Here is a 12,701-nt window from a genome sequence, read left to right as displayed (position 1 = left end):
ATACTAACACTATTTAATCAAAATTTCAAGAACAACAAAAGATATATAGATTGATAACAATATAATTCCTTCTTTGGTTGATATCTTCTTTCCACTTCTAACAAAAAAGAGATAAAGCAATGCACAAATAAGAAGAAATACCCTTGCCACAACAAGAGATGGAATCTCTGCTAGATCAAGATTAATAGGATTAATTATAGCCACTAAGCCTAAAACTAAAGTAGAAGACATTGCAATCGCTCCCATCAGACCACCTAATATCATCCAAGACTGACCCTTTTTAGCTAACATTACAGAAAAGTATGTTTCAGGCAGTCCTACTCCAACTGCTACAATAAGAATTCCAATCATTGGAAGTGAAATTCCTAAAATATCAGAAAAAATAATTGATGACCTAACTATACCTTCAGCGCTAATAACGATAAGAACTAATCCCAAAATCAACCCTCCAAAGTTCTTAAAAACAGCGCATAGCCCCTTTTGTTCTTCAGCTCCCTCATAAATTTTTCTAAATCGCTCTTTCTTTGAAAAAAGCCAAAATATAAAGGCAATGAAAAAGGATAAAAGAATAAATCCATCAGACCTAGAAAGATTTCCATCTAAAATTAGAATGAGGGGCAATATGGCTGCGATTATTGCAAAAGTCGATCCAGATCTTACGGTTTTACTCTCAACCTCTATCCCACCCTTTAGAACCAAGGCACAGACTCCAATGGTAAAACTTAAAAGAAATATGTTCTGGCCTATAATATTACCAAATGCAAGTTCGGGAATATCATTAATGGCTGAACTAATTCCAATAAAAAATTCCGGCGCTACTGCACCCAAAGAAACTGTAAAAAAAGCAACAACAAATTCTTTCCAACCCAAACATTTAGCAATACCAGTTAAAGAATCAATAAACCACTTAGCTGAAAGAACTAAGAATAAGCAAGACAGAAGAAAGATAAATATATGAAGAATCAACATAATTAAATAATATTAGCAGTATATATCAATTCGTATACTATTCCTAAAATTAAACCGACAATCAAGGGATAAGTAATAAATCTTACTTTAGGTGGTTTTATTTTCTGATACATTAAGGTCACCAAGATACCATCTACGGCCAACATAACGGCACCAACAAATCCAACTACTCTAATAAAATCCTTAAATCCTATGGTAAATAGAAAGATTGGAATAAAACAGGCTATAAACCATGAAAGGTTCTTTTGAATCTTTAGGTCAAACCAGAATATTTTCTTAAGAGTTAACCCCAATGCAATAAATGATGTAAATGTAGTTATCACTCCCAAAAATAGTATCATGGCTGTTGTTCCGCTATCAAATATTCCTTGAAGACCCGTTAAGGCTGACTCAGTAGTTGCTTCTCCAGTTATGCCAAGAATAATAAAGGTAAAGAAAATATAAACTATAATCGGGATAATTATCGCTATTGGAATAATTTTCCTTAATAATAACCTTTGTTTGCCCAATAACTCTTCTGTTTCCGGAACTAATGAAAGGCCCCAAAGCGAAAAAAGAACTACTCCATAAGGAAGAAAAATATACGAACGATCAATATCAAAAACTAGAAAATTAGAAACATCAATATGGTCTCTACCCCTAAAGAAAAGACCGACTAAAACTAATAAGAAAAGAACGATACCCCAGAATTGAACTTTATCTATTGCCTTAATTCCCACAAAGATAAGAATTGCTCCGAGGGTAAAGTATAGCCAAGTATACATCTCGACACTACCTCCAAAAATTGGAATTAGAATAGCTGCAAGAAACTCACCTCCTAATATTAAATAAGCTAAGCATGCACCGAGAAGACCAAGGATTCCGGAAATTAAAGCAATTCTATAACCCCACTTACCCAAATATATTTTTGCAAATCCGGGAATTCTAACAAAATCAGGACTTTGTAAAACCACTTCTCCTAAAAAGTAATGGATTAATATTGCAACGATTCCGAGCACAAAAAAATACCCTAACATAACCCAAAGACCGACTTTTAGAGTAAGAAAAGGTATCGCAAAAAAACCCACTCCAATAATAGTTCCGACAATTACTGATGTAGCATATATTATTTTAAGCATTTTTGATCAAATAAAGATATGTCAAAATACACATCTTAAATAGTGTGACCCCAACGGGAATCGAACCCGTGTTGCCAGATTGAGAATCTGGAGTCCTAACCGCTAGACGATGGGGCCAAAAAAAGAAGGGGGGGTAGTTTATTTTCACTCATTCGTCAATGAAATCACATCTTGCAGTTTTTTAACATCTAACTGCAAGATGAGAACTCTCGCCTTTTCAAACTTATCCGGCAATACAACGCCGGTTTCATTCTCAAAGACTTTCATTCTTCTCATTTTTAATCCCCCCTTTTTTCCACCTCCCCTTCTTATATAAATGAGCTGTACAGATAATAACAATAATTAGTCTAATTGTAAACTGACTAACCCTTAAATATTTGAGATATTTTAACTAAATTAATACCAGATACCATAGCCGAACCAACAGCAAGTAATGTCGCCATTATCTCCTCTTCGGCCAATTCCCTATCAAACCAAAATGGTATAGCATCACCACCATATCTTAATTTAAAGTTAGTTTCTGTTCCAATATTAATATCACTCGCCCAAACTTCTGATTTCTCATCAAAACCAGTTGATATGAAATTAATATCTCCCAATTCACCTACTCGCTTTAGATTCTTTAGACTATCAAGATCAGTGATAAGATATCCATTTCGAGGAATAGATTTTATAAGAGAATAAAAATCGTTATTATTTTCTGGAATATTATTCAGTAAAAGTATTGGAAAAGATGAATGACGAACCAAAAAACTTATTATCTTTGTTTTTTTTCCATCCCATTTAACAATTAGCGGGTAATTTCTAAACAATCCAAGAATGCTGGTTGACTCAAGAGAAGTTTTACTAATCCCATATTCATTTTCAAAAATGTTAAATAGCAAAGGATTAATCAAAAGGCCTTGATCAAAAACAACGACCACTTTTGGTTTTTTTATTAAAAATAATAGTTTAAAAAATAAATTCATTTTCTTATCTTTCTGGGGGTATTTGATAATAATTCAAGATATACTTACCTAATTCCCTAAAAATAGGTGCTGCCGAAAATTCAGCAGTTTTGGTGCTAGGATTATGTAATTTAACAATTATTATAAAAACAGGATCAAGGGCTGGAGCATATCCAACAAAATTTTGTATAGTCTTATCAGAATAACCTCGCCTAGATTGACCAAGAGCTGCCCAAGAAACCTGAGCAGTTCCAGTTTTTCCAGCCACGTAATAACCTGGTATTCGAGCGCTCTTTGCGGAACCATTTTCAGTCACACTAATCATCATTGATGTAATTTGAGAAGATGTTTTGTTAGAAATAACTCTCTCTCCTTGCTCTACAGAATCACCTCGATAAACAACATGGGGATTAACCAATCTACCGCCATTAGCTAACGCTGAAAAGGCTTTAAGTATTTGAATTGAAGTAAATTCTATTCCCTGACCAAATGAGGCATTGGCATAATTAACCTCATAGCCTCGTTTAAAACTCAAATTTGATGAATAGACCTCTCCCTGAAGATCTATTCCGGTAGGTTTAAATAGTTCAAATTTATCCAAATAATATTTAAAGACATCATGCCCAACTAAACGTTGGGCAAAAATGGCGCCGGTATTAATCGATCTTTCCAACATCTTTGTCATATTAATATTACCCCAAGTTCTTCGGCCAAAATTACGAATAGTAAATCCACCTATCTGAACAAATCCTTGGTCTTGGTAAGTTGTTTCTGGAGTTATTTTGCCTTCTTCTAGGGCAATGGCTAACGTTATTGATTTAAATATTGATCCTGGTTCAAAGATAGTTTGTATGGCCGAATTTTTAAATGTTCTAAAATCGCTTTCTTTTTGATATTCATTTAAGTTAAATTTAGGTAAATTAGCCATGGCTAATATTCTACCATCATGAGGATCACTAACTATTATCGTGCCTCCTTCTATATTTAATTTTTCCTGAGCTTCTTCTAGTAATTTTTCCGCCATAAACTGTATATTATAATCAATGGTCAGAATTAAATCCTCACCTTTATCAGATGATGGACTAAAAATTCTGCTGATTACTCCGCTCGCTGATCTATCAACCTCTTGGTACCGCTTAGATCCCGTCAAAACGCTGTTGTAATAGTTTTCTACTCCGTACTGACCGGAACCCTCTCCTCCAACGAATCCGATAACATGTGATGCAAATTCATCATGAGGGTAATACCTCAAAAGATCTTTCCTGATATAAACTCCGGGGAAATTAGCTTCTCTAATTTCTCTTACTTCTTGTGGGGTTAATCGAACTTTTAATAACTCGTATAAACTATCTCTTTTATTTATTCTTTGAAGTATTGAAGCACTTTCTATTCCTAAAATTTCCCCCAACCTTTGAGAAATTTCTTCAGGATCCCCACCCCCTCTCCATATATCACCGGGGGAAATATAGACATATTCCCAACTCCTATTAGTAGCTACTAGATGAAGATTATTATTTCTATCAGTCGCGAATATTTTACCCCTCTCTCCTTGAGTTTGTAAAAACTGCCTTTGTTGACCCCTAGCTATAGCCCTCCAATAATCATTATCAACTATCTGAAATTGAGCTAATCTAAAAAGAATGACAAAACTAAAAAGAATTAAGATTGATAACAAGAAATTTGGTCTGGACTTAATCATCTTTTATTAAAAATAATCGACCGCAACCTAAAAAAAGGCCGGCGATTAAAAGAGTATAATAGCAAAATTTATCTTGCAGCAATCTGAGTACCCGAAATTTGAATATGGTGAACATTATTAACTTTTTGAAAGCCCATAGTCTCTACAAAATCTTCGGCACGAGAAAGTGAATTTGCTCTTAAAAAACTGTACTCCGTTTTCCTACTTTTTTCCTGGATTCTTTTCATTTCATTATCATATTCCCGAACTACATGGATTTCTTTAGTCATTTCAGTAACTTGGAACAGATAGAATCCTAACATAAAAAGAACTGTAAAAGCGCCAATCTTTGAAAGGAATGTGACGTTAAAAAATTTCTTTACTTGCTTTGATGATTTTTTAAAAAGGGAGTTTTTTTTCATAATTTTATTGCTACTCTTAATTTTGCCGACCTTGATCTTGGATTATTATTTCTTTCTTCTTCACCGGCAATAACCGGTCTTTTAGTCAATATTTTCAACTTTCCTTCCAATGCTTTCTCTTTAAAGAAATTCTTTATGATTCGGTCTTCAAGGGAATGAAATGATATGACCACTATCCTTCCTCCTCCTTCTAAGACTTCTATTGCTTGAGGCAAGGCTAATTTAACATTCTCAAGCTCTCTGTTTACTGTGATCCTTAAGGCTTGAAAAGTTTTGGTCGCACAATGAATCTTTTTTCTTCTGTAAGAACCGGGAACCGAACTCTCAATTACCTTCACTAAATCAAATGTTGTATTTATTTTCTCTTTTTTCCTTTGATCTATAATTCCCTGGGTAATAGATCTAAAAAATCTTTCTTCTCCATAATCCTTCAATATCTTTTCAATTTCCGGCTTTGGCCAAGAATTAACTATTTCCCAAGCCGTTATCTCATCTTTCTCATCGTATCTCATATCCAGCTTCTCCTTCTTTCTAAATGAAAATCCTCTTCCGCTCTCATCAATATGCCAACTTGAATACCCTAGATCAAATAATATTCCTGAAAATTTATCTATCTTGCTCTTTTTAACTGCCTTATTAACATTGGAATAATTATCATTAAATAATATTATCCTCTCACTAAATCCTTGATTCTTTGCACCTTCTCCTATCTTTGAAATATTTCTGCTATCCTTATCCATTGCTAGAACTTTACCCTTGGGAAAATTCATCTCTATTATCGCAAAGGTGTGACCACCTTCTCCTCCGGTACAATCAATAAAGTTTTCATTAGGTCTAGGGTCTAGGTATTCTAAAACTTCTTTTTTAAGAACCGGCGTATGCATAACTATATTCCTAATTCTTTCAATCTCTCTGCAATATTCTCACCCTCTTTCTCTGTTTTTCCTTTATATTTTTCCCAAGTCTCCTCATCCCATAATTCAACTCTATTCAATACACCAACTAAGGATACTTTCTTTGATAAGTTCGCATACTTCTTAAGATAATCGGGTACCAAAACTCTTCCTGAGCTATCAATGCTAACTTCCATTGCTCCACCTAGCATCAATCTTGAAAATCCTCTAACATCAGCTTGGGACAAAGGAAGCTTGTTTATCTTCTCCGCTAAAGATTCCCATTCCTTAGTCGAAAAGATAAATAAACATTGATCAAGTCCTCTGGTAATTACTGCTTTTTTCCCTAACAGACCACGAAATTTAACAGGCAGAGCCAATCTCTTTTTATCATCTATTGAATATGTGTATTCTCCTATAAACATAGTTATCCCCAGACTTAGATGGTTTTCCCCACTTTTATCCACAATCTACCATCGTGCATTTACTATACCCCACTTTAATACATTTAGTCAACAAATCTAACCACTTAATTTTCCCGTTCAAAATTGACAGTTTTCCACAAATAAAAGCTTCTTGAATAAGAAAAACCACCTTTTGTAAGGTGGTTTTTTTGATTGTTAAATTAAGCTAGTTTAATCCCCCTTTCGCCTTCAACTGAGATCTTATCTTCTCAAGCTTCTTTTTGGCTACAGTATCATGAACTGATACTTTTCTTTGCTCTAACCAATCACTTAGAACAACAAGATGTTTTCTAAATAAAAGGAAAAGAATTAAGGTAGCAAGAAATGGAAGGAAGATGAAGTCTATCAGCTTGTTGTTGGTAATACCTGTTGCCACCATAGTTGCAGCACCGGCTACAATTCCCTTGGTTACAAAAACTCCAGCAGTATCATTTTTAATTAAACTTCCACTAGCAGCACTTGTGCTACTAATTAGATTTGTAGAACCAATACCGAATTCTTCTTCTGAATTAACTCTGGCATCAAAAGTGATAACTTTTGTTGTTCCCGATAAAAGGTCACCTATTTTCAGTCCGTCCTTACCGCCGCCTGATACCAAAACTCCATCAACTTTTAAATTTCCTACGTAAGTGATTCTTTTAGGCAAGACGTTAATTATATTAACATCCTTTAATGTTTGATTACCTGTTGATGTAACTGTAATAGAGAATGATATTAATTCATTAGGAGATACAATTACTGATTCTTGCCAAGCGGTATTTCTAGTAATACTTCTCACATATTTCTTGATTGATAGATCAATAGTAGCACTGTGAGTGGTAACTGATGGTGAGATACCGCCAGTTCCAGCAAAGACACTCAAATTCCCAATAAACAGGGAAAAGAGCAGGGCTAATACCAAACCTAGCTTTAAACTTATTTTTTCATTTTTTTTCATTTTTCTATACATTACCTTTTAATATCACTTCCTTTTTAGAAAATTTAATCTTAAAAGATTAAATTCTTTAAAAAAGAGAGAGAAGAGTTAAATTCTCTTTCTTCTTTAAAAAAACTTGCTTACTAGATGATTATATCACTAAAGATTATTTTGTCAATACACCTCTTATCCCTATCCTCTTAATATTTTTACCCGGAGGCCAACAGCTTAAAAGCATAATTTCAGGTTTATTCAATGAAGATGATGAAATATCTTCTCCAACTTCTAAAAATACTTTTTCAGTTATTGTATAGACAAAAAGTCTTTGATTGAAGTATATATCTATTTGATCCCCTACGTTTAACTTTTCAAGATTACTAAAAATCCAATCGTAGTTAATTTTAGGCCAGCCTAAAGGCGCAGAATGACCTAATAATATCAAAACTCCATCTTCTCCGGGAAGAGCCGATCCAGGAAAATGAGTAACTCCCTTATTAAGGGCTATCTCAAAATCTCGATCGCTAATTCCTTGAGATAAAACTATTGGAGCAGTAATATTAATAGCCGCTATATCAATAGAATTTTCTCTTTCAAAATATTCAACCGGCTCTTCTTTTTCTTGAGATTGTGATTGGAGTAACGCCTGTATTCCCTTTGGGGCAACTCTATGATTAAAAATCCAAGATATATCATTCCAATTCAAGAGAATCACATTAAAAATGAATATCAATAAAAAAAACTTCCAAATATTCTTTGATTTTTCACGATTAATTATTTTATCGTCGTATCTCTTATTCTGATCCATATTTTATCCAATTAACGGAGCTCCCGAGATTAGCCTTAATAAAGTTACTTGATCTAAATAGTTAAATAATAAGAATAATCCAAGGAAAAATAAACCCTTAAAAATTAAGTCGGGATGTTGCACATCAAAGCGTATAAATATATTTACTATTAATATAAATATTAGAAAAAGTAATGATATTAATATAATCCTTTGAACTACTCCATCGTACTCTAGCATTAAAAATTCAAACAACCCCATCTTAGCACCTTGAATAGTGCCACCACTAGAAAAATATATACCCGAATCAAAATATCCTAATATCAATTGCTCTGACTCTTTATTATCTTCATCCGCTGCCACAATCTCTTCTTCAGAAATAATAATATCATCTTCTATTTCAATAGGAACATCTTTAATTATTTCTTCTGTTGGTGGAATTACTGCTATAGGTGCTGGTTTTTGATTCATCTTTCCAAAAACTTGAACAACAATAAAGGTTCTTTGCCCAGTAATAATTCCCTCAACTACGGCTATTCCAATCTCATCATAATTGGAGCTCATAATATTAGCTTTATGAGTAGATGAATTAACCCAAGCTCTGTGTACATCCTTTGCATCTAAAAATCCCATGGCTAAGTTTTCTCCTGCATACTTATAATCATAACCAGCAAGAGTAATCCAGTGCCAAGGCGATTTACCATCGGGACTCCAATGAGAAAAATAATCTTTTGCAATCATATCTTGTGCCTTCATCATGGCAGCTTGATCTAGCTTAGGACTAGTAATTAATGGAGGAAGTCCAAACGATCTCCTCTCTTCATTTGTCATTTGAACTAATGCATTCCTAGTAATACTGGAAAAAAATGGAGTTCCGGGTAACGCTACGAAATATAGGAGACCTATAAACTTAAGAATGATTATAGATAAAGCTAAATAATCAAAAAGTCTTCCATCTAAAAATAATGGCCGATAATTATTGTCCTCACAAGGAAGAATAAATACTATTACTTTTTTGATCCTATTTTTCATTAAGACATATTATATCATCAAAGTTCAAAAAGTCAAAAGGAAGTGCTAAATTAACACCCGAAACACACCACTAAGTTTAAAATGCAAAACCTACGCTGTAAAATAGTAGCAATGTGTATGCTCGTATTACACTTTTTTAGATAATCTAAAGGCATATGAAAACTATGCCTAAATCAACACAAGAGGAAAAAAGAAGCTGTTGAAGTCCAATGCTTAATAAAAAAATGGTAAATATTTTGAAGAAAAAATCGTTCCTTTTCTTCAATTAAAAAGTATAAAAACCGGAAGATAAAAAACAGCAGATATTGCGGTAACAAAAAATACTAGTGTAATCATGTTTCTATATTACTATGTAATATCATTTTGGTTTAAGATAGTGAATAGTAAAAGCCAAGCGGATTGAAACGCTTGGCTTATTTAAATATTTCCAATGACTATTCAGTTGTTACTCCATCAAAATGATCATCTTCGTCTGCCATAGCATCTTCCTTAGTTGCATGTATCACAACATCTTTATGTTCAGGTGGAGAGTAAACAGTATATAGTTTTAATGTTTTATCAGATGATGTATTGATGATATTATGATTTGCTCCAGCTGGAACAACGATAGCAAAATCATCCCTAATATCATGTTCAACACCATCTAGAATTGCTACCCCACGACCTGCTTCAATTCTAATAAATTGGTCTAGGTCATGAACTTCTTCTCCGATTTCTTCACCGGGCTTTATGCTCATTACCACTAACTGACTATTCTTTCCAGTATAAAGAACTTTTCTAAAATTATCATTTTCTTTAGTGACATCTTCGATGTTATCAATATAACCTTTCATGTTTTTTATATTAATTAATAATGTTGTTTAATTCTAACACAATTTTTTAAACGATTCAACTACAAATCCCCTTTCATTTCTTTTTCCATTCTATTAAAAAACTTTTCCATAAAATTTATCCTACCTATGGCTAGCTCCTTAGCTTTTGACGTATAAAGGCGGTCTCCCATTGATTTTAATTTTATCTCAAACTCAAGATTCGGAGCATGAATTGTAATTTCTTTAATTCTGCCACTTGGATCTCCGCCCATAAGATTATCTTTAATATATTCATCAAGGGGAGTTTCTAAAAACATTTTCGTACTGTGTTGGCCTGAAAACATAAAAAGTCTAGCTATCCCCATTGAGCCAAGGCTATCAAGCTTATCAGCATCAAAAAGAATCTTGGCTTCTTTAGTCTTTGGCTCATTATTATTCCTAAAACGATGAGTAAATATGGCATGTTTAACCGATTCTATAAATTCTTCAGAATAACCGAAGTCTAGAAGAATATCTCCGGCCATTTCGGCACCTAAAATAGCATGGTCAATATTCCTTGAACTATCCATATCTTCGCGCACTCTTGCAATATCATGCATGAGAGCAGAAACTTGAAGAACTTCTAAATTAACATCGGGTTCTCCTTCAGCTAAGTGTAAGCAAAGATTATAGACCCTATCAAGATGCTCCATGTTATGGCCAGAGCAGGATAATTCTTTTTGAACTATTTCTTTAATTTTTTGTATTTTTTCTTCCATAGTCATTAGTATTCTTGATCCAAAATTAGGGACCGTTCAAATAATTGTGTCTGGAGTTCTTAATTATTTATAATCTTTTTAAAGTGTTTGTAGTTTGTAATGGGATATTTCAAATAGTTTTTGAAATTAGGATATTTTTGTTTCCACTTCTCTAAAAACAAATCAACCTTATTCAACGCTGTCTCTACTTTAGCATCCTTATCAAAATTGTCAAAAATATGTTTGAGATCAATAGAAACCTCAGCTTTGTCTTTCGGAGATGTTCTGGTTAGTATATTCCTCATCTTATGAACAACACATTTCTGAAAATCCGCATTAGGATAAATTTTAGATACTTCATCTTCTAAGTAGTTTATTCCATCTGCGATAAAAAGACCAATTTCTTCAACACCTCTTTTTTCTTTTAGATCTCTCAATAATTCACCCCAGAATTGAGCTGATTCCGTAGGATTAAGCTCTAATACAAGCAATTCTCTACGATTATCTTCTCTGACTCCATAGGCGATGAAAACTCCTTCTTTAGTGTATTCATTTCCTCTTTTAACTGTTACGAAGATAACGTCTCCGAAAACTACCTGGTAGTATTTTTCAAGTTTTGCATTTTGCCAGGCAATTCTGAATTTACCAAATACAGATACTAGATTCGCTATTTTTGAAGGAGACATTCCTCCTGCAAAAACTTCGTCAAGAAAAGATTGAATATCTTGAGAAGTCATCCCCCTCTTATACAAAGATAATGCTATTTCATCAACTTTTTCTCTGTTTATCTTTAATAATTCAAGAGTTGCTGGAGAGAATAAACCAGCTCTTGTTCTAGGAATATGCACCATCAAAGAATTACTGGAAAGAGTTTTCATAGCTCTTTCATAATAGCCATTTCCTTTATCTTTTTTTGGATTGTCTATTTCTTCTAAATACTCATTTCTTTCTATGTTCATTAAAGTTTCAATGGTTGTTGCTACAAACTTATCCATTGATAATGAATCTAAATTTTCTCTTAAACTTTTTATGCTATTTTCTAACATTTTAGTTGTCTTGTCGTTATTGTTTTTCATATACTTGCTTTATCACACAGACACACTTTTGTGTAGGGTCTCCCTGAAATATTAAGTGGCTTAAAGTGTGGTGTCTAGTAGATGATGTCAGAACTTTCTTTGAACAAAATCCAGAGGATTTTACCGATTGATCAGCCCAACTCTTTCGCTCGTCCGACCGCTAAGTAAATTTGTTGATAATTTTATAAAAATTGGTAAAATAAAGCCAGTTAAGTGATTATTAGTGATTTCATTTAAATATGATATAATTTAGTCATAGACGGGACATCAAATATACCGAAACGTTAGCTGACATTGGTCGTTAAATAAAAATCGTTAACAAATTAAAAAAATAAAATATGACAACAAAAAAGTTTTCTAAAGGTGAAGCAATACGCTTTGGATGGAATACGATGAAAAGCAACTTGGTTTTTTTCATCGGTCTTTTCATAGTTTTCGGACTGCTCTATATCGTTCCTTCTATTATTGCGGATATGGCGTTGGAAGCAAATATTTTTCTGGTTGTTTTTCATATTGCCGATTTTGTTTTAACTATAATAATTTCAATAGGGTTGCTTAAAATCGCTCTAAAATTCTCTGATAATGAAAAGGGTAGATTTAGTGATCTATTCTCCCAGTATCGTTTGTTCTTCAACTATCTGTTTGCTTTGATCCTTTATTGTCTGATTATTTTTGGCGGAATGCTCCTGTTAATTGTGCCTGGAATTATTTGGGGAATTAAATTTTGGTTTTTTGGTTACTTTGTTGTTGATAAGGGGCTAGGACCAATAGAAGCTCTTAAAAAAAGCTCTGCTATTACTAAAGGCCATAAATGGAATTTATTTGTCTTCTTCTTAATGCTTGGGAGTATCAA

Annotated in this window: 14 protein-coding genes and 1 tRNA gene; 1 reads left to right on the top strand and 14 read right to left on the bottom strand. The window is 33.3% G+C overall.

The genetic code is table 11. The features are described from left to right. Positions 1 to 9: 9 nt before the first annotated feature. From KY054_00570 to KY054_00505, 14 genes are all read right to left on the bottom strand, one after another. On the bottom strand, positions 10 to 969 hold the full coding sequence (locus KY054_00570; protein MBZ1356252.1) for a sodium:calcium antiporter: 960 nt from the start codon (positions 967 to 969) through the stop codon (positions 10 to 12). A 2-nt stretch (positions 970 to 971) separates the two neighbouring features. Then, a complete protein-coding gene (locus KY054_00565) occupies positions 972 to 2,087 on the bottom strand; it encodes a hypothetical protein (GenBank protein ID MBZ1356251.1) in 1,116 nt (371 codons plus the stop codon). 45 nt (positions 2,088 to 2,132) lie between these two features. Next, positions 2,133 to 2,204, bottom strand: a tRNA-Glu gene (locus KY054_00560). A gap of 245 nt (positions 2,205 to 2,449) precedes the next feature. Then, positions 2,450 to 3,055, bottom strand: coding sequence for a hypothetical protein (locus KY054_00555; protein MBZ1356250.1), 606 nt, complete (start codon positions 3,053 to 3,055; stop codon positions 2,450 to 2,452). 4 nt (positions 3,056 to 3,059) lie between these two features. After that, a complete protein-coding gene (locus KY054_00550; GenBank protein MBZ1356249.1) occupies positions 3,060 to 4,733 on the bottom strand; it encodes a penicillin-binding protein 2 in 1,674 nt (557 codons plus the stop codon). Between the two features lie 68 nt (positions 4,734 to 4,801). Next, entirely contained in the window at positions 4,802 to 5,134 is a 333-nt protein-coding gene (locus KY054_00545) for a hypothetical protein (protein MBZ1356248.1), read from the bottom strand. Next, complete coding sequence (gene rsmH / locus KY054_00540) at positions 5,131 to 6,018, bottom strand: 16S rRNA (cytosine(1402)-N(4))-methyltransferase RsmH (GenBank protein ID MBZ1356247.1); 888 nt, start codon at positions 6,016 to 6,018, stop codon at positions 5,131 to 5,133. The genes KY054_00545 and rsmH overlap by 4 nt, the downstream gene beginning before the upstream one ends. 2 nt (positions 6,019 to 6,020) lie before the next feature. After that, positions 6,021 to 6,452, bottom strand: coding sequence for a division/cell wall cluster transcriptional repressor MraZ (mraZ, locus tag KY054_00535; GenBank protein MBZ1356246.1), 432 nt, complete (start codon positions 6,450 to 6,452; stop codon positions 6,021 to 6,023). 205 nt (positions 6,453 to 6,657) lie between these two features. Beyond that, on the bottom strand, positions 6,658 to 7,428 hold the full coding sequence (locus KY054_00530) for a DUF11 domain-containing protein (protein ID MBZ1356245.1): 771 nt from the start codon (positions 7,426 to 7,428) through the stop codon (positions 6,658 to 6,660). A gap of 145 nt (positions 7,429 to 7,573) precedes the next feature. Beyond that, the gene (locus KY054_00525; protein MBZ1356244.1) at positions 7,574 to 8,212 is read right to left on the bottom strand and encodes a sortase; all 639 of its coding nucleotides are present in this window, start codon (positions 8,210 to 8,212) and stop codon (positions 7,574 to 7,576) included. 3 nt (positions 8,213 to 8,215) lie between these two features. Next, positions 8,216 to 9,223, bottom strand: a complete 1,008-nt coding sequence (locus KY054_00520) for a CAP domain-containing protein (protein MBZ1356243.1) — start codon at positions 9,221 to 9,223, stop codon at positions 8,216 to 8,218. A gap of 434 nt (positions 9,224 to 9,657) precedes the next feature. Then, the gene (locus tag KY054_00515) at positions 9,658 to 10,056 is read right to left on the bottom strand and encodes a cupin domain-containing protein (GenBank protein ID MBZ1356242.1); all 399 of its coding nucleotides are present in this window, start codon (positions 10,054 to 10,056) and stop codon (positions 9,658 to 9,660) included. Positions 10,057 to 10,115: 59 nt separating this feature from the next. Then, positions 10,116 to 10,799, bottom strand: a complete 684-nt coding sequence (locus KY054_00510) for an HD domain-containing protein (GenBank protein ID MBZ1356241.1) — start codon at positions 10,797 to 10,799, stop codon at positions 10,116 to 10,118. A 53-nt stretch (positions 10,800 to 10,852) separates the two neighbouring features. Continuing rightward, positions 10,853 to 11,848, bottom strand: a complete 996-nt coding sequence (locus KY054_00505) for a transposase (GenBank protein ID MBZ1356240.1) — start codon at positions 11,846 to 11,848, stop codon at positions 10,853 to 10,855. A 338-nt stretch (positions 11,849 to 12,186) separates the two neighbouring features. On the opposite strand from KY054_00505, the gene KY054_00500 reads away from it, so the two are divergent. Further along, the coding region (locus KY054_00500; protein MBZ1356239.1) for a hypothetical protein at positions 12,187 to 12,701 on the top strand (515 nt) is incomplete at its 3' end.

This window comes from Candidatus Nealsonbacteria bacterium (assembly GCA_019923605.1).
Classification (GTDB): Bacteria; Patescibacteriota; Minisyncoccia; order Minisyncoccales; family CSSED10-335; genus JAHXGM01.
Note: the sequence above shows the minus strand (reverse complement) of the source record. Positions and strands in the feature narration are given on the sequence as shown.